Genomic DNA, 17,148 nt, shown 5'->3' with positions numbered 1-17,148 from the left:
TATATGGGTATAATGGTGAGATAAGTCTGCAGATGAAAGAAAGACAATGCTGACAATATAACGAAGGAGCGGAGTATTATGCTGAAAAGATTCACCAGATATGTAACCCAGAGTGTTGCCGGAATGATCGGGATTTCTGTTTATGTTCTGGCAGATACTTTCTTTATATCTGTATATTCCGGTGCTGACGGACTGGCAGTTCTCAATTTGATCCTGCCGGTTTATGGACTGATCTATGCGATTGGGGCTATGATCGGGATTGGTTCCGCTACCAGGTATGCCATAAGCAGGGCAAAAGGAAAAAATACAGAACATTATTTTGTACAGTCAGTAACCTGGAGCATACTGGCTGCAGTTCCATTTATGCTGATCGGAATCTTTATTCCGGACAAAGCATTGGCTTTGTTGGGTGCAGATGCCGGACTGATCGGACTTGGACGAAACTATGTGAGAATTATTCTGATCGCAACACCATTCTTCATGTCAAATTATACATTTACTGCATTTGCCAGAAATGATGGAGCGCCTTCTATTGCAATGATCGGTTCCATCAGTGGAAGTATCTTTAACATTATATTTGATTATATATTCATGTTCCCGGTCGGTCTGGGATTTTCCGGAGCCGGACTGGCTACTGCAATCTGTCCGATCGTAACAATGAGCGTCTGTACCATACACTACAGAAGCAGCAGAAACCATGTAGGCTTCCATTGGAAAAAACCGTCATTCAGACACCTGATTTCCTGCTGTCAGCTAGGAGTTTCCGCATTCGTCGGTGAACTGTCTTCCGGTGTGATCGCCATTGTATTTAACTTTCTGATCCTGGGAATCGCGGGAAATATGGGTGTAGCAGCCTATGGAGTTGTGGCAAACCTTTCTATCGTGGCATTTGCAATTTTCAACGGTCTGGCCCAGGGAGCACAGCCCCTGATCAGTGAAAGCTACGGAAAAGGCCAGCCCACTCAGGTAAGAAAACTTCTGAAATGGAGCCTGTTCGTATGTCTTGCTGTAGAAACACTGATTCAATTGATCATCTGGACAGCAACTGACCCGCTGATCAGCATTTTCAACAGTGAAAACAATGTTCAGTTGTTGAATTATGCACATACAGGACTGCGTCTGTATTTCCTTGGATTTATAGTGGCAGGAATCAATATTGTACTGGTGGCATATTTCTCAGCAGTAGATGAACCGAAAATCGCAATTGTCGGTTCATTACTGAGAGGAATTGTTGCCATTGTTATCTGCGCAGTTATACTTGCGAAATTATTTGGATTAAATGGAATCTGGATCTCTCTTCTTGCAGCGGAGACGGTTACGTTTCTGACGATTCTGTTTCTGGCATATAAAGACAGAAGAAAAAGAACCGAATAACACTGTTGAAAAGGAATTCTTGTATAAACCTCCAAACTGATGTAAGATAAGGTTACTCAGTTTGGAGGTTTTATTTTTATGTTTAACGAAATAAAAGATTTCGCTGCGCCGGAACTGGATGTATATGCCAGAACATCTGAAGTGCAGCTTTTAAGATACTATGAACCGGAACCAGGAATTTTCATTGCGGAGAGTCCGAAAGTAATTGAGCGAGCCCTGAAAGCAGGATACCAGCCAATCTCTTTTCTGGTGGAGCATAAAGATCTGGAAGGAGAGGCACAGGAAATCCTGAAACAATATCCGGATGTGCCGGTCTATACTGCGGAATATGAACTGTTGGTCAAGCTGACCGGATTTGCTCTTACTCGCGGAATGCTCTGTGCAATGCGCAGAAATCCACTGCCATCTGTAGAGGAAATCTGCAGAAATGCCAGCCGCATAGCAGTTCTTGAAAATGTTGTAAATCCTACAAATATCGGAGCTATTTTCCGCTCAGCAGCAGCTCTCCATATGGATGCAGTACTTCTGACTGGCGGCTGCAGTGATCCGCTTTATCGCCGTGCATCCAGAGTAAGTATGGGAACCGTATTCCAGATTCCCTGGACATATTTTGATAAAAAAACTGTATGGCCACAGGATGGAATGCAGACTCTGCAAAATCTGGGATTCAAAACAGCGGCAATGGCTCTGCGTGACGATTCTGTAGGAATTGATGACAAAGCACTCCGGTCAGAAGAAAAAATGGCAGTCATTCTCGGAACTGAAGGTGACGGCCTTGCATCACAGACCATTGCAGATTGCGATTATACAGTAAAGATACCAATGTCCCACGGAGTAGATTCGTTGAATGTAGCTGCGGCAAGTGCAGTGGCATTCTGGGAACTGGGACACAGAGAGTGAAACTATTAAGAATGATAAAATAGAAAAAAAGGCGTGATAATCAATGAAAACAGATCCTTTCAGAGAATATCTTATACAGGCAGAGCCAGGCAGGCGTGAAAAGGGATATGCATGGAATACTGCCATTGGTTTACAGGCTGTTGATGGATTAAAGCCGTCGCAGTATCTGGTTGATACAGCTGTTCAGAATATTGAGGGAAAAATTACGATAGAAGAAGCTCAATATCTGGTAGATTCTTATTATGAGGAAAGACGAGAAAAGCCAAAGTCAGGAGACAGAACTGAAGAAGCGGATAAAGTTTCAGCCAGAATTGCAGCACTATTATCAGAAAATGCATTTAGTTTTACACCTACAGAATATCTGGCAATTCATAAGAAACTATTTACAGGAATTTATTCACATGCCGGAAAAATCAGGGATTATAACATTACAAAAAAAGAATGGGTATTAGATGGAGCTTCCGTTCTTTATGGAAGTGCATCAGAACTTAGAGAGACATTAGAATATGATTTTACGCAGGAAAAAAAGTACAGCTATAAGGGTTTATCTATAGAAGAAATGATACATCATCTGGCAGTTTTTGTGGCAAATCTGTGGCAGATACATGTGTTTGGCGAAGGAAATACCAGAACTACGGCAGTTTTTTTTATTAAATATCTCAGAACACTGGGATTTGATGCCACAAATGATATATTTGCAGAAAATGCCTGGTATTTTCGAAATGCCCTGGTTCGTGCAAACTATAATGACTTAAAGAATGGAATCCATGAGACAACTGAATATCTGGAAGTATTTTTGCGAAATTTATTGCTGAATGAAAAAAATCCTCTTCATAATCGCATGATGCACATCAATAAAGAATTTATAAATCTTCTAAATGAGAGTCTGAAAACAGAAGAAGCGAACATTGAAATGAAAAAAGTGAATATTAAGAGGGAAAAAGCGAACATTGTAACAGAAAAAGTGAATATTGATGTGCATGACAGGTATTCAGATGAAATTCATGGTTTCCTGGAAAAAACAATAAACCATATTCAGAAAATGTATGATGCGTTAAGTGATAAAGTGGCATTTGGAAGAGAAGATGTACAACATGCTACTGGTCTGAAGCCTACACGCGCTTCTATGCTTATAAAAGAATTGGTTAAAAGGAAAATACTGGAGCCGGTTTCGGGATATGGAAAAGGAAAGTACAAATTTACAGGAATATCAGTTGAAAGACAGTACGGTAGTTGGACAGAACTTTTATAGTTACGGTAAATTAAAATATCTGTCAGGAAAGCAGGTGTGTGAAATGGGTGTGTATTTAAATCCCGGCAATGATAAATTTTATAAAGCAATCAATTCTGAGATTTATGTGGACAAAACAGAACTGATACAATATACCAATCGTGTTTTTAACACCATGCAGCAAAATGTCTGTGTAAGCAGACCAAGACGTTTCGGAAAGTCTGTGACTGCAAATATGCTGGCTGCATATTACAGCAGAGGATGTCAGTCTGAAAAATTATTTGACGGACTTAAGATAAAAGAAGATTCATCTTTTTCAAAATATCTGAACAAATACAATGTTTTCTTTATAAATATGCAGGAATTCCTAAGCCGCAGTAAGACAGTAGAGAAAATGGTCCTGCGATTAAACCGGATTCTGATGCGTGACCTGAAACAGGAATATCCTGATGTGGACTATTTTGATGAAGAAGATCTTGCTGAAAGTATGCAGGATGTATATCAGCAGACAGGATGTCCGTTTGTGATTATTATAGATGAGTGGGATTGTATTTTCAGAGAATACAAGTCAGATAAAGAAGCACAGGAGCAGTATCTTGATTTTCTGCGGGATTTTCTTAAGGATAAATCTTATATTCATCTTGCTTATATGACAGGAATCCTGCCGGTAAAGAAATATGGAACACATTCTGCCCTGAATATGTTTGATGAATTTTCTATGATTTATGCAGGACCTCTGGCGAAGTTTGTGGGTTTTACAGAGACAGAAGTCAGAGAATTATGTGAGAAATATCATATGGATATGAGGGAAATCAGAGAATGGTATGACGGGTACAGGTTTGAAAACTGTGAGCCGGTTTATAATCCAAGGTCTGTGGTAAACGGCATGCTCTTTGGTTCTATCAGAAACTACTGGAATATGACAGAATCTTTTGAAGCACTGCAGACTTATATAGATATGAATTTTGAGGGGTTAAAGGATGATATTCTCTGTATGCTGGCAGGAGAGCATATTCCTGTTAATACCGGAAATTTTACAAATGATATGACGACATTCCGGGATGAGAATGATGTTTTGACCTTATTGATCCATCTGGGATATCTGACATATGATTCTACAGAACATTGTGTGTATATTCCTAATAATGAAATCCGGAATGAGTATGCAAATGCTGTTTCTGTATCAGACTGGGGTGAAGTGTCAAAAGCTTTAAAAAATTCGGCAGATGTCCTGAATGCAATCTGGAATCAGAATGAGCAGATGGTTGCACAGGGAATGCAAAGAGCACACTTTGAGACCTCGCATCTTCAGTATAATGATGAAAATGCATTAAGTTATACTATTTCACTGGCTCTGTATGCGGCTAGAAACTATTATAGCGTATATCGTGAACTGCCAACAGGAAAGGGATTTGCGGATATGGTCTTTATTCCGAGAAAAAAATTTCCTGATAAACCTGCTCTGGTAGTGGAATTAAAATGGGATAAAAGTGCCAAAGGAGCTATTTCTCAGATTAAACAGAAGCAATATTGTAAAAGTCTGGAGAAATATGCAGGAAATATTCTTTTGGCAGGGATTAACTATTCCAAAAAGGATAAAGAGCATCAGTGCATCATTGAGAAGATAGTGAAATAATAACATTATATATGATTTGCTGTAAATAGATGAAAAATATCAGAGAGTGTGTAGATTGGAAAATTTCTACACACTCTCTGATGTATTTATGATATAAAGTTAAATGATATAGGTTATTCGAAACGAGGAATTGTAATAACTTCTCCGTCTTTCATAGCAGATTCATGTGCACAGATTCCTGTACCTGTCCAGTAAGCACCCATGATGTCGTCAATAGCAGGTTTACGTTCTTCCAGAATGGAACGAATGAATTCATGTACAAGGTGTGGATGGGAACCACCGTGACCCCCACCCTGGGTAAAGGAGAGATGGGTGTTCTCATTGTTATATACTGTGTTGGTGGTGAAGGATGCGATTTCCTTCGGAAGAAGGTGTGCATAATCCGGGATCTGGATTCTTTTTTCCACAATCTCTGATCCACGACTGGATTTTTCGCTGTCTTCATCCAGAATGTCCACTTTCTCCAGTTCTCCTGTACGGGTAAAGAGAACAGGATCTTCATCAGCAAGCTGCTGCCATTCGAAGCTCTCGTTTTCACCGTATACTCGGAAGCATTCGGAATAGCTTCTGGCTACACCGTAGAGGAAACGTTCCATTTCAATAGTTACATCGCTATCCTGAAGAGAAATAAATGCGGATTCGAATGCAAACGGGCAGCCGTATTTGTCAGCCAGTTCTTTGCGGATTTTTCCGGAACCTCTTGCGTAAACCTTGTCTGGAAGATGGCCTGCGAGCATCAGACAAGGAGCAACGGCGTGTGTTGGGTGCATCAGTGGTGGGAAGCCTTCCCAGTATTCCGGCCATCCTTCCATATCCTGATAATGTGCACAGGTCATGTACTGGAGACGTCCAAGTTCACCCTTCTTATAAAGTTCCTGGATATAGAGGAACTCTCTCTGGAAAATCGTTGTTTCCATAAACATATAATTTTTGCCAGAGGCTTTGCGGGCTGCAATGATGTCATTTAATTCTTGGATGCTCATTCCCATAGGAATTGTACAGCCACAATGTTTACCTGCATTTAAGACGCGTACAGAAAACGGAGCATGTGTTGCTGGCGGTGTTACAAGATGAACTGCATCAATTTCAGGAATATCCAGTACATCCTGTAGATCTGTGAAACAGCGTTCATCCGGAATGCTGTATCGTTCTTTTGCAATATTCAGAAGTTTCTCATTTTTATCTACGACATACACCTTATCAATATCAGGATGTTTACAGTAGATAGCAACGAATTCAAGCCCGAAGCTTAAGCCTACTAAAGCAACATTCAGTTTTTTCATGATGGAAAACCCTCCTTAAAAAATTAATATAGAAAAAATCATCAGGATGTCAGGAATCCTGCATCTGTTTTGTATGTCTGTGATTATACGTGATGAAAAAAGAAAAGAGAATAAAGATAATTTAGATGTTTGGATAAAAAAAGATAAAAATAATACCAATTCCGATTAACCTTACTTTTTTTTAGAAAAGATGGAAAAAGAAAGAATAATATCGTTATTCAAAAATCAGGGATTTCATGTTTTAATAAGTGCATAGCAGAACAATCGATTGGAAAGCAGATCAGAAATACAGAGATATAAGAGAGAAGATGAGAAGGAGGAACTATATAATGAAGAAAAGAGCATTAGCTGTTATGCTGGCAGGGGTTATGGTTTTAGGCGCACAGACAGGTGTGTGGGCTGCATCCGATACTTCAGATCAAAAAGAAGGAGAACTGACACTTTTGATGACAAATAGTTGGATTGATGAGTCAGGAGCGAGCAGTGAAGAATTTTTAAAAGTAATTAAACAATATGAAGAAGAGAATCCGGGAGTTAAGATTACCTTACAGGGTGCTTCTCAGCAGGATATTAAAGAATCTTTCCAGACTGCTGCTCTGGCAGGCGGAGGTGCAGATATTGTAGTGATGGATAATTCGGGACATGCCATTGACCTTGCTGCTATGGGGCTCCTGTATCCATTAGAAGAACTTACTACAGATGAAGAACTTACTGCACAGTATCAGGAAGGACCTCTTAATTCCGGCAAATTCGAAGGCAAATATTATTCAGTACCATGGTATATGGACTGTACAGGCCTTTATTATAATACAGAACGCTTGGATGAGCTGGGAATTGATGTTCCTACAACATGGGAAGAACTTTCGGATGCAGTAGATAAAGCGAAAGAGGCAGGATACGGTGGAATTATTACTTATCAGAGTGCGTATGCGTTCTATTCATTCTTCTATCAGAATGAGTGTCCGGTAATCGATACAAGCGGAGATGTTCCGAAAGTAGTGATTGACAATGAGGAGGGAAAAGAAGCATGGAATTATATCTGTGATTTGATCTCTAAAGGTGGTCTGGTAGAGTCTTTTAAAGAAGCAACCACATGGGACAAAGTATATGAAAGCTTTGCAAATGGAGAAGCAACTTTCCTGCTGGGTGGAGACTGGTGTTCTACTGGAGTGGAAAATATTAATCCGGATATGGATTATGGTATTGCCCCGATGGTGAAAGGGAAAACAGAAGCAACTATACTGGGAGGTTGGACTTGGAATATTAATGTAAATTGCAAAAATCCAGAACTTGCCTATGATCTGATTCAGTATCTGAACTCAGAAAAAGGAGATTCTATTATGAGTGTAGAGGGAAAAGCATCTGCACGCAAGGACTATGATTATGCTAAAGCGCTGGAAGGAAAGGATAAGTTGAAAGTCTTTGCAGAAGAACTTTCATATACAAAGGCAAGACCTGCTGTTATCAATGAAAAATCCATCGATGAACTGATTACTAATGCCATTCTGGAAGTAGACTACGGACAGTCCTCAGCTGAAGATGCGCTGACATCTCTTGCACAGAAGCTTAATGAAAATATTGCATCTAACTATCAGTAAAAATTTCTGGGAAACAAACATGAAATAATAACAGAGGCGCTGGCGTGAAATGGCGGCAGCGCTTCTTCGTTGAGAAGGGAGGAAGATTATGTCCAAAATATGTAGAAAAGAAGGCCTGGAACTGAAAAAAAATCTTCCAGGATATCTTCTGATGGCACCAGCAGTGATTGCGGTACTGGCACTTTCTGTGTATCCTCTTTTCAGAGGTATTTATCTGAGTTTCTTAAATTATAACCTTGTACGCCCAAACGATCCCACGTTTAATACCTTTGCAGGACTGCAGAATTATATTGATATTTTCAAAGATAAAGTGTTCCTACAGTCTATTGGAAATACAGTAAAGTGGACAGTGGTGAATCTTGTGGTACAGCTTGTGGCAGCCATGCTTCTTGCACTTGCACTGAACCAGAAACTGAAAGGAAGATCTGTATACAGAACCCTGATTCTGGTTCCATGGGCAGTTCCCCATGCCATAGCAGCTATGACCTTTACTTTTTTATACAATGCAAATGTAGGTATCATTAATATTCTGGCAGTGAAACTGGGAATGATTACAGAATCTGTATCCTGGCTTGGAAATGTGGGATCAGCGTTCTGGTGTGTAATCTTGACGGCAATCTGGAAGGGAATTCCATTTCAGATGATCTTTATTCTGGCTGCACTGCAGGGAATTTCCGGGGATGTGTATGAGAGTGCAGAAATAGATGGTGCCAGTCGCTGGCAGTGTTTCTGGAGGATCACACTTCCGATTATCAAAGAACCTTTGGCTATTTCCACAATCCTGAACCTGATCGGTATTGTGTCCTGTTTTAACACTATCTGGCTGATGACCAAAGGTGGACCGTTGTACAGCACAGAGATTGTTTATACATATGCATACAGAAGAGCATTTATTGATCATAATTTCGGAACTGCAGCAGCTGCATCCGTGGTATTGTTTGTATTCATGGCTGTTTTTTCCGGAGTTTATTTGAAGATGGTAAGTGAGAAAGAATAGGGAGGAGGAAACTATATGCATGCAAAACAACGAAATGAAGCCATACGGCATGTGGTAGCATATGTATTTACAATAGCTATGGTTTTTCTTGCAGTGACCCCGTTTATCTATGTGGTACTGACTGCCCTGAAAACAAAGGAACAGATCTATGATCCATCGCAGATCATACCGACACATATCACATTTGACAATTTCAGACAGGTGCTGTTTCAGTCGAATTTCGTAAGATATTTTATGAATAGTATTTTTATTACACTGGTCACAACATTGATTTGTATGATATTATCAGTAATGGCAGCATATGGACTTACCAGATATAGAATCGTAGGTGCCGGGAAAATCAAGATGGCGGTTCTTATGACAAGAATGTTTCCGGGAATCCTGTTGTGTATTCCTTACTATATTATTATGAAACAGTTGAATCTGATTGACAGTTATATAGGACTGATTCTGATGTACTGCTCTTTTACCCTGCCTTTTGCCATATGGAATACCTGTGCATTTTTTATTTCCATCCCATGGGAGTTGGAGGAAGCTGCCAGGATTGATGGCTGCAGCAGGTTGAAATCTTTCTTCCATGTGATCATTCATGTGGCTAAGCCGGGATTTTTTGTTACAGCCTTGTTCTGTTTTATGACATCCTGGGATGAATATATGTATGCTTCTATTTTTATTAATACAACTTCAAAGAAAACCATTCAGGTTGGTATGCAGGACTTTGTAGGACAGTATTCTGTAGATTGGGGACTGCTGATGTCAGCGGTGGTGATCAGTCTGATACCAATTCTGATTTTCTTTGCATTGGTGCAGAAGAATCTGGTACAGGGACTTTCGGCCGGTGCAGTGAAAGGATAAATACAGGTCAGATGTAGAAAGAGGAAATTTGCGTATGAGTTTCAAACGTAAAAATCCGGGTAACCAGAGCATAAGAAGGCAGCTCACATTTTATATGGGACTTTTTGTGGTGCTGCCGTTGTGCCTGGCTTTGATGCTTCTGAATTTCTATCTTCAGAAAGTTACCACGGAAAATAAGATTAACAATGAGACAGATTTGCTATCCCAGATCAGGGATAACACAGATCAGATGGTTGAAGTGACCAATTATGCTACAAGCATGTTGATGACAAATAAAAATACACTGAAAAATCTGCGAATTTTAGAGCAAGACGGGGATTCCTACGAGATCTATCAGGCGAAAAGAGAACTTTCTAATGATATTTCGGATGTAGAGAGCTCCGTCTTAAATGCCGTTGGCGGAAAAGTAGTTATACTTACGAAAAAAGGATATATGATCGGTTCTTATACATTAAGTAAGACAGAAACAAATTATGAGAAGGAACAGTGGTATCAGGAGATTTTGGAGAATGGAAGAAAGATAACTTACAGTACAGGCATAGAAACCATGTTCCAGGAAATGACAATACATGACAATATACAGAAATATTTTTATATGGGACGGGAAATTCTAGATTATTCCGGCAAAAATCTGGGAGTCATGCTGATTCGGCTTTCTGAGAAAAAAATCTGGGGAAAACTGGCAGCAAGTATGGTGACAGAGGAAGGCGGTGCCCTTTATATCCTGGACAGAAACAATGATATACTGATGGAGTATAATGAGAAATATCAGAAACAGCTGAAAGAACTGAGAGAACAGGAAACTGTAAAGGAGATTTCTGAGAATGAAATTACGACAGGTAATTTGAAAGATGATTTTTATTATATGGAAGGCGAACTGGAGAATGATTCCAATAAACTGGTCTACCTTGTTCCCCAGGAAATTTTCCTAAAAGAAAACAGAAAGATTCTCCAGAGAATTCTGGAAATGTTACTTTTGGTGATTGGATTCACCGTTTGTACCATGTTATATTTTTCCAGAAGAATCGCCAGACCTTTGGTCGAAGTGGCACAAACTCTGGAAAAAGCTCCCAATGGAATGGCAGTTTTGGAAGAACCTCAAGGCTCTTTTCAGGAGATGAGTAAATTTGTATCCAGCTATAATCAGGCTGGGAAAAAGATAGAAGAGCTTCTGGGTAATGTGGAAAGAGAGAGCAGATTAAAAGAAAAAGCTCATTATGAAATGCTTATGTCGCAGATTTCCCCTCATTTTATCTTTAATACGGTTAATTCCATAAGAATTATGGCTATAAAAGAAGGACAAAATCGGGAAGGCGGAAATGAAAACACAGAGAAAGCACTGGAGGCATTGGGAGATATCCTACATGCAGTTTACAGTAATAAAAATGGTATGACTACTGTGGGGCAGGAGACAGCACTTCTGAAGTCATATGTAGATATCATGCAGATGCGGTTTGGAAGTTCGTTTCAATATTATAATGTAATTCCAACGGAACTGTTCTATCATGAAATCCCTGCATTTACCATGCAGCCGATTGTAGAAAATGCGATTTTGCACGGAGTAAAAGGTGTGACAGCAGGGCAAATCATAGTCTCTGCAATAGAGTATGAGAATGATTTTGTCATATCTGTATTTAATAATGGAAATTCTGCGGATAAAAAGAAGATTGAAGATCTTCTGAAGGGAGAGAAGAACCAGAGAGCTGTAACGGGAATTGGACTTTATAATGTGAATTCCAGATTGAAGCTCTTGTATGGGGAATCCTATGGACTGATTTATAATGAAAAGGTCAGAAATGGTTTTGAAATATGGGTACGTCTTCCAAAAAAAATTACAGAATCAGAAGAAAGGTGATAAAATAGGATAAAAAGACAGTAATTATTATCTGGATGAAGGGAAGAACATTCTATGAAAAAAGTACTGATCGTAGAGGATGAAATTTTGGCGAGGCTTGGACTACGTCAGCTTGTAGACTGGAAAAAACTGGAACTGGAGCTGTTGCCGGATGCAACAGATGGAGAAGAGGCACTGGAAATGATCCGGAACAGTTGTCCGGATATCATTCTTCTCGATCTGAACATACCAAAAGTTAGCGGGCTTGAAATTCTGGAATTTCTGAAAAAAGAAGAAATGCCAACCAAAGTAATCGTAGTAAGCTGCCAGGAAGAATTCGATGTTGTAAAAAAGGCAATGAAACTTGGTGCGTATGATTATCTGCGAAAACTAAATCTGAGTTCCGATGAACTGGAAAATATTCTGGAAAAGTGTCTGGTAGAAACAGAAGAAAGAATTACGGTTCATATGCAGGGAATACGTGAGATCCGTTATGAAGAGATTGTGAGAGACAGCAGAGATATTTTGGCAGGTGCCTGTAATTATCAGACATTAATCTGTATACTGGCGAAAGATATAGAGGAGTTGTCCAGGGTTACGGAAATAATCCATAAATGGGCTGAAACCGAACTCAGGGAAGGTCTGCAGATCCAGAAGGGAAATCAGTATGGATATTTTCTATTGGAAGAAAAACCAGAAAAATCTGTTTATATGGAATTGAAGAAAAGGGCAGAGCGGAAAACAGACAGAGAACTGTACATGGGAATCTTTGAAGGTTGTATGGAAAAAACTGCGGATATTGTTCGGGCTGCTGCGATGGCTGAACAGATACAACTTTTCAGTTATTATGATAAAGAAGAGAAGCTGGTGTTTTTTCAAAAGAAGATTGAAACAGAAGGTCATAGTCCACGAGGAATGCATGGATATCTGGATTCCCTAAAAGAGAAAATCAGAAGTTTTGACAGAGAAAAAACTGAACAGGAGTTGCATGGAATTTTCGGACTGATCCGACAGGAGTCTTATATCAGTATCAATGTGCTGAGAAGAAATTTTATGGATATTCTGGGGATTTATTCTATGGTTGCACAGTCACTGAATGGTGCGTTGGAAGAAATAGAATTGGACGGAGATAATTGTCATTATCAGAAAATCATGATGATGGAAAGTCTTAGGGAAATAGAGAAATGGTTCCTGAAATTTAATGATATTTTTATGGAAAAATTCTGGATTGCCTACAAATGCAGCAGGTCAGAAATTCTGCAGAAAGTAGTAAAATATATAGAAGTGCATATCATGGAACCAATCCATCTGTCAGATGCAGCTGCTGAAACAGGAGTTTCTTCAGCCTATCTTAGCACCATGTTTAAAAAAGAAATGGGTTATAATTTTATAGAATATGTAAATCTCCGAAAAATAGAACTGGCCAGACAAATGCTTCAGGATGGAAAAATGGTCTATGAAGTCTCAGAACTTCTTGGATTCGAAAACAGCACTTATTTCTCCAGAGTGTTTAAACGCTATACAGACGTGTCACCCGATACTTATCGGAAACAAATGTAAACCAAACACAAGAAAATGAGTTGACAATCCTCCCCGCTTATGATATAAAAAGAAGGTCAAAATCAATCATCAACAGGGAAAGAGGAGAGTCTTATTATGAGTCAGTCATATGCAAAAAGCCCTGCTGCAGAGAGAAAATTTACAACCAGAGAAATGGTACTGGTTGGTATGTTTGCAGCAGTTCTTGCAGTAATATCACAGATTTCACTGCCAATGCCTACCGGTGTACCGATCACCATTCAGGTATTTGGTGTAGCACTTGTAGGCGCAGTACTTGGTTCCAGGCTTGGAACTACAGCAACACTGGTTTACGTTCTGTTAGGAGCCATCGGTCTTCCGATCTTTGCTAACTTCTCAGGCGGAATCAGCAGCATCGTAGGAGTTACAGGAGGATACATCTGGGCATGGCCGATTATGACCTGGCTCTGCGGAATCCGTCCGAAAACAGAGAACAAGACAAAGAACCTTGCAATCTCAATCGGATTTGCACTGATCGGACTTCTGATCGTTGAGACAATCGGTGGTCTGCAGTGGCACTTTGTGGGAGGCTCCATGAGCATCCCGGCAATCGCAGTATACTCCTTAACAGCATTTATTCCAAAGGATATTGTGATCACAGTTCTTGCAGTACTGATCGCAATTCCCATCAGAAAAGGAATCAACAATGCAGGAAACCACTGATAAAAGTAACAGGTTAAAGAATAGCCTGCCGGAAGACAATCTGGTAAAGCAGGAAAACATAAAGATTCACGGAATCGGACTTGATAAAGCAGGACGGTGTACACACTATCACACACAGCTTGATATAGCTGCATTGCTCTGCGCGAAGTGCAGGAAATATTACGCATGTTATTCCTGCCACGATGAACTGGAAGATCATTCATTTGTGGCAACAACACCGGAAGAAGCTTATCCTGTTTTATGCGGAAACTGCGGCAGGAAACTTACACTTCAGGAATACAAAAAAGGCAGTTGCCCTTACTGCCACGCAGGATTTAATCCAAAATGCAGTTTACATGAGAATATTTATTTCTGTTGCACTATGTAACGTGTTTTGAAAAACATTTCCGCAATCTGCACGCCCCACTTTGCAGTATATTTTGCAGAAAGCTTTTTCAAACACACTCTAATGTAGAGAATACAAAATAACAAAAAATTTTGTATTCTCTTTTTATTTGTCAAAAAATCTGATATACTGAATAGAGTTAGAGTAGACTAACCAAATCAAACAAATAACAAGAACCTATTTCTTTTATTTGCATACAAATAAAAACAGGAGGAATAAATTGATGGATATAAATGTATTTTATGGAATTTTGATTCCTTTTCTTGGAACTTCTGCAGGAGCCGCCTGCGTATTTTTCATGAAGAAGAATCTGAATGAACAGATTCAAAGGGCACTTACCGGCTTTGCAGCAGGAGTTATGGTTGCAGCTTCCATATGGAGTCTGCTGATCCCGGCAATTGAACAGTCTTCCGGACTGGGGAAGCTTTCATTTGTACCGGCAGCAGTGGGATTTTGGATAGGGGTGCTTTTTTTGCTCTTGCTGGATCACATGATCCCGCATCTTCACCAGAACAGTAACAAGGCAGAAGGTCCGAAGAGCAAACTTCAGAGAACTACCATGCTGGTTCTTGCAGTAACTCTGCATAATATTCCGGAGGGAATGGCAGTAGGAGTCGTATACGCAGGCTATTTAACAGGTCACGCCCAGATCACTATAATGGGAGCCATGGCTCTTTCTATCGGGATTGCCATTCAAAACTTTCCCGAGGGAGCCATTATTTCTATGCCCCTGCGTTCTGAGGGAATGGGAAAAACCAAAGCCTTTGCAGGTGGAGTCCTGTCCGGGATTGTAGAACCTGTCGGTGCAGTCCTTACGATTCTTGCCGCCGGCCTCATTGTCCCGGCACTTCCATATCTTTTAAGTTTCGCTGCCGGAGCTATGCTCTATGTAGTAGTGGAAGAACTCATCCCCGAAATGTCTGCCGGAGAACATTCCAACATAGGAACCCTTTTCTTTGCCATAGGATTCTCTCTGATGATGATACTAGATGTAGCACTTGGATAAACAGATAATAATGCACTATGGACAGAATATGTAGAGAGTACTATAGTAAGCTGTATAGGATTATAGTGATCATCAAAATAATGCTTTATTTCTGAGAATCGCTATAGACAGAAATTAGAGGTGGCAGATTAATGAAAACAGCAGAAACTCCTGCAGGGATATTTACGATCAACAAAGTGAAAATTCCCTCAGCATACACATGTGCAGCAGAACAAAAAATAGAATATATCAGCGAAAATCATATGCAGATCATTACTATGGATCAGGCAGTATCATTTGGAGATCAGATATTGTCCCCCAGAATCTGTCAAAGCTGTATGAATCCTGAAAAAATTACAATCTATCCACTGGAAATAGAATACTTTGGGGAAAAAGTGTTTTTTATGGATCACTATAGTGTAAAAGAATGGAAAAAAGGCGATCCATTACCGGAAATCCATGAATGGTATCCGCATATAAAAAAAGCCAAATGCAATCCATGCAGAAACTGTGGAAGATGTTAAAATTGCACATATGTGCATTGAATGAAAATATGTTGAAAACCAGAATCTGAAATGCTATCATGCAATCGAAATCACAAGTAAATGAGTGTTAGAGTGTGTTTGAAAAATCATTCTCACAATCTGCACGCCCCACTTTGCGGTATATTTTGCCCGAATTCGGTTGCCGTAGCCCGCTACGACGCCCTCATCCGGACAAAATCTCCCACAAATTGTGACGCACATCTTGCGAAAAGCATTTTTCAAACGCGCTCTAGAGTAATACAAGGGAGATTGCATGATGAAAAAGTATGAGATTGGATTATATGAGAAAGCCATGAGAAATACATTATCATGGAGTGAAAAATTAAAATGTGCCAAAGAATGTGGATATGATTACATGGAAATGTGCATAGATGCCACAGATGAAAAAATCAATCGTATCTTCATGAATACAGCAGAAAAAAAAGAAATTATGGAAGCTGTATTTCAGGCGGGACTTCCGATTGGTTCCATGAGTGTAAGTGCTCTGACAAAATATGCGCTGGGCGATCCGGACGAAGAAATCCGAAAGAAAGCAATGCAGATTGCAGAGAAATCCATAGAGCTTGCTGTTGATCTGGGCGTGCGTACAGTTATGATTCCGGGATATGATATCTACTTTGGAGAATCCACAATAGAAACAAAGAAATACTTTCTGGAAAATGTAAAAAAGATTGCAGAAATCGCAGAACGCGAGGGAATTCTGGTAGGATTTGAAACCATGGAGAATAACTTCATGAACACTACCGGAAAAGCAGTCCAGTATGTAAACATGGTAGATTCCGCATATCTGAAAATCTACCCGGATGCAGGAAATATCACAAACGCAGCAGTAGAGAATCAACACGATGTATGCGAAGATCTCTCCTTGGGTAAGGGAAAACTGATCGCGCTCCATCTGAAAGAAACAAAACCGGGAATCTTCCGCGAAGTTCCTTTTCTCACAGGCCATGTACAGTTTGAAAAAATCATTAACACAGCATGGAGCCTGGGTGTCCGCCGCTACGTAACTGAATTATGGGACGTAGGAAAAGAGAACTGGAAAGAAGATATCTGTTTTGCAAATCAGAGTATGCGTACACTTCTGGACAGAGAAGCATAAATTAAGCAGTTGGAAACATAAACAAATAATAAAAGAGAAAGCGAAGAATGATAGATGTTCTTTTCTTTCTCTTTTTTGTTCACTGTAAATTACAAATGTTCAAACACTGAAAAAATGTAAATTGCACATTTGTGCAGATGGTGAAAATATGTTGAAATATAAAAATGCAGGTGATAATATACTCT

Annotated in this window: 18 protein-coding genes; 15 read left to right on the top strand and 3 right to left on the bottom strand. The window is 39.7% G+C overall.

Annotated elements, in window-relative coordinates; translation table 11 throughout:
* The first annotated feature begins 78 nt into the window (after positions 1-78).
* From NQ550_RS17880 to NQ550_RS17865, 4 genes are all read left to right on the top strand, one after another.
* Positions 79-1,374: an MATE family efflux transporter gene (locus NQ550_RS17880; protein WP_025579306.1), complete on the top strand. Its 1,296-nt coding sequence runs from the start codon at positions 79-81 to the stop codon at positions 1,372-1,374.
* 78 nt (positions 1,375-1,452) lie between these two features.
* Positions 1,453-2,274: a TrmH family RNA methyltransferase gene (locus tag NQ550_RS17875; RefSeq protein ID WP_025579309.1), complete on the top strand. Its 822-nt coding sequence runs from the start codon at positions 1,453-1,455 to the stop codon at positions 2,272-2,274.
* A 43-nt stretch (positions 2,275-2,317) separates the two neighbouring features.
* Positions 2,318-3,526: a Fic family protein gene (locus tag NQ550_RS17870; RefSeq protein WP_025579311.1), complete on the top strand. Its 1,209-nt coding sequence runs from the start codon at positions 2,318-2,320 to the stop codon at positions 3,524-3,526.
* Positions 3,527-3,569: 43 nt separating this feature from the next.
* On the top strand, positions 3,570-5,141 hold the full coding sequence (locus NQ550_RS17865; protein WP_025579313.1) for an AAA family ATPase: 1,572 nt from the start codon (positions 3,570-3,572) through the stop codon (positions 5,139-5,141).
* A 113-nt stretch (positions 5,142-5,254) separates the two neighbouring features.
* Here NQ550_RS17865 and NQ550_RS17860 read toward each other — a convergent pair whose 3' ends face one another.
* Positions 5,255-6,424 (bottom strand): Gfo/Idh/MocA family protein, encoded by a 1,170-nt coding sequence (locus NQ550_RS17860; RefSeq protein ID WP_025579314.1) that lies wholly within the window; start codon positions 6,422-6,424, stop codon positions 5,255-5,257.
* 329 nt (positions 6,425-6,753) lie between these two features.
* On the opposite strand from NQ550_RS17860, the gene NQ550_RS17855 reads away from it, so the two are divergent.
* The 7 genes from NQ550_RS17855 to NQ550_RS17825 all read left to right on the top strand — a co-directional run bounded on the left by NQ550_RS17855 (position 6,754) and on the right by NQ550_RS17825 (position 14,316).
* The gene (locus tag NQ550_RS17855; RefSeq protein WP_025579315.1) at positions 6,754-8,022 is read left to right on the top strand and encodes an ABC transporter substrate-binding protein; all 1,269 of its coding nucleotides are present in this window, start codon (positions 6,754-6,756) and stop codon (positions 8,020-8,022) included.
* Between the two features lie 88 nt (positions 8,023-8,110).
* Complete coding sequence (locus NQ550_RS17850; protein WP_025579317.1) at positions 8,111-9,019, top strand: carbohydrate ABC transporter permease; 909 nt, start codon at positions 8,111-8,113, stop codon at positions 9,017-9,019.
* Positions 9,020-9,034: 15 nt separating this feature from the next.
* The gene (locus NQ550_RS17845) at positions 9,035-9,874 is read left to right on the top strand and encodes a carbohydrate ABC transporter permease (RefSeq protein ID WP_025579320.1); all 840 of its coding nucleotides are present in this window, start codon (positions 9,035-9,037) and stop codon (positions 9,872-9,874) included.
* A gap of 34 nt (positions 9,875-9,908) precedes the next feature.
* A complete protein-coding gene (locus tag NQ550_RS17840; RefSeq protein WP_025579321.1) occupies positions 9,909-11,729 on the top strand; it encodes a sensor histidine kinase in 1,821 nt (606 codons plus the stop codon).
* Positions 11,730-11,783: 54 nt separating this feature from the next.
* Positions 11,784-13,268, top strand: coding sequence for a response regulator transcription factor (locus NQ550_RS17835; RefSeq protein ID WP_025579323.1), 1,485 nt, complete (start codon positions 11,784-11,786; stop codon positions 13,266-13,268).
* Between the two features lie 96 nt (positions 13,269-13,364).
* Positions 13,365-13,949 (top strand): biotin transporter BioY, encoded by a 585-nt coding sequence (locus NQ550_RS17830; protein WP_025579325.1) that lies wholly within the window; start codon positions 13,365-13,367, stop codon positions 13,947-13,949.
* On the top strand, positions 13,933-14,316 hold the full coding sequence (locus NQ550_RS17825) for a CHY zinc finger protein (protein WP_081016960.1): 384 nt from the start codon (positions 13,933-13,935) through the stop codon (positions 14,314-14,316). The genes NQ550_RS17830 and NQ550_RS17825 overlap by 17 nt, the downstream gene beginning before the upstream one ends.
* Here the strand turns inward: NQ550_RS17825 and NQ550_RS22970 are convergent.
* A complete protein-coding gene (locus NQ550_RS22970; RefSeq protein ID WP_368208493.1) occupies positions 14,295-14,393 on the bottom strand; it encodes a DUF6783 domain-containing protein in 99 nt (32 codons plus the stop codon). The genes NQ550_RS17825 and NQ550_RS22970 overlap by 22 nt on opposite strands.
* A gap of 164 nt (positions 14,394-14,557) precedes the next feature.
* Between NQ550_RS22970 and NQ550_RS17820 the strand changes: the two genes are divergently transcribed.
* Both NQ550_RS17820 and NQ550_RS17815 read left to right on the top strand, forming a co-directional pair.
* A complete protein-coding gene (locus NQ550_RS17820) occupies positions 14,558-15,340 on the top strand; it encodes a ZIP family metal transporter (RefSeq protein WP_025579329.1) in 783 nt (260 codons plus the stop codon).
* 131 nt (positions 15,341-15,471) lie between these two features.
* Positions 15,472-15,843, top strand: coding sequence for a hypothetical protein (locus NQ550_RS17815; RefSeq protein WP_025579331.1), 372 nt, complete (start codon positions 15,472-15,474; stop codon positions 15,841-15,843).
* Between the two features lie 57 nt (positions 15,844-15,900).
* On the opposite strand, the gene NQ550_RS22660 is transcribed toward NQ550_RS17815, so the two are convergent.
* Positions 15,901-16,053: a DUF6783 domain-containing protein gene (locus tag NQ550_RS22660; RefSeq protein WP_319017568.1), complete on the bottom strand. Its 153-nt coding sequence runs from the start codon at positions 16,051-16,053 to the stop codon at positions 15,901-15,903.
* On the opposite strand from NQ550_RS22660, the gene NQ550_RS22655 reads away from it, so the two are divergent.
* Positions 15,985-16,134 (top strand): DUF6783 domain-containing protein, encoded by a 150-nt coding sequence (locus NQ550_RS22655; protein WP_319017567.1) that lies wholly within the window; start codon positions 15,985-15,987, stop codon positions 16,132-16,134. The two genes, NQ550_RS22660 and NQ550_RS22655, sit on opposite strands and share 69 nt — an antisense overlap.
* Positions 16,118-16,963, top strand: coding sequence for an L-ribulose-5-phosphate 3-epimerase (locus tag NQ550_RS17810; RefSeq protein ID WP_044996529.1), 846 nt, complete (start codon positions 16,118-16,120; stop codon positions 16,961-16,963). The genes NQ550_RS22655 and NQ550_RS17810 overlap by 17 nt, the downstream gene beginning before the upstream one ends.
* The last annotated feature ends 185 nt before the right edge of the window (positions 16,964-17,148 follow it).

Source organism: Blautia wexlerae DSM 19850, assembly GCF_025148125.1.
GTDB lineage: Bacteria > Bacillota > Clostridia > Lachnospirales > Lachnospiraceae > Blautia_A > Blautia_A wexlerae.
Note: the sequence above shows the minus strand (reverse complement) of the source record. Positions and strands in the feature narration are given on the sequence as shown.

What these genes read in the sequence shown, in the direction of transcription:
- NQ550_RS17880 (WP_025579306.1), top strand. Translation starts at nt 79, where the DNA reads ATGCTGAAAAGATTCACCAGATATGTAACCCAGAGTGTTGCCGGAATG.
- NQ550_RS17875 (WP_025579309.1), top strand. Translation starts at nt 1,453, where the DNA reads ATGTTTAACGAAATAAAAGATTTCGCTGCGCCGGAACTGGATGTATAT.
- NQ550_RS17870 (WP_025579311.1), top strand. Translation starts at nt 2,318, where the DNA reads ATGAAAACAGATCCTTTCAGAGAATATCTTATACAGGCAGAGCCAGGC.
- NQ550_RS17865 (WP_025579313.1), top strand. Translation starts at nt 3,570, where the DNA reads ATGGGTGTGTATTTAAATCCCGGCAATGATAAATTTTATAAAGCAATC.
- NQ550_RS17860 (WP_025579314.1), bottom strand. Translation starts at nt 6,424, where the DNA reads ATGAAAAAACTGAATGTTGCTTTAGTAGGCTTAAGCTTCGGGCTTGAA.
- NQ550_RS17855 (WP_025579315.1), top strand. Translation starts at nt 6,754, where the DNA reads ATGAAGAAAAGAGCATTAGCTGTTATGCTGGCAGGGGTTATGGTTTTA.
- NQ550_RS17850 (WP_025579317.1), top strand. Translation starts at nt 8,111, where the DNA reads ATGTCCAAAATATGTAGAAAAGAAGGCCTGGAACTGAAAAAAAATCTT.
- NQ550_RS17845 (WP_025579320.1), top strand. Translation starts at nt 9,035, where the DNA reads ATGCATGCAAAACAACGAAATGAAGCCATACGGCATGTGGTAGCATAT.
- NQ550_RS17840 (WP_025579321.1), top strand. Translation starts at nt 9,909, where the DNA reads ATGAGTTTCAAACGTAAAAATCCGGGTAACCAGAGCATAAGAAGGCAG.
- NQ550_RS17835 (WP_025579323.1), top strand. Translation starts at nt 11,784, where the DNA reads ATGAAAAAAGTACTGATCGTAGAGGATGAAATTTTGGCGAGGCTTGGA.
- NQ550_RS17830 (WP_025579325.1), top strand. Translation starts at nt 13,365, where the DNA reads ATGAGTCAGTCATATGCAAAAAGCCCTGCTGCAGAGAGAAAATTTACA.
- NQ550_RS17825 (WP_081016960.1), top strand. Translation starts at nt 13,933, where the DNA reads ATGCAGGAAACCACTGATAAAAGTAACAGGTTAAAGAATAGCCTGCCG.
- NQ550_RS17820 (WP_025579329.1), top strand. Translation starts at nt 14,558, where the DNA reads ATGGATATAAATGTATTTTATGGAATTTTGATTCCTTTTCTTGGAACT.
- NQ550_RS17815 (WP_025579331.1), top strand. Translation starts at nt 15,472, where the DNA reads ATGAAAACAGCAGAAACTCCTGCAGGGATATTTACGATCAACAAAGTG.
- NQ550_RS17810 (WP_044996529.1), top strand. Translation starts at nt 16,118, where the DNA reads ATGATGAAAAAGTATGAGATTGGATTATATGAGAAAGCCATGAGAAAT.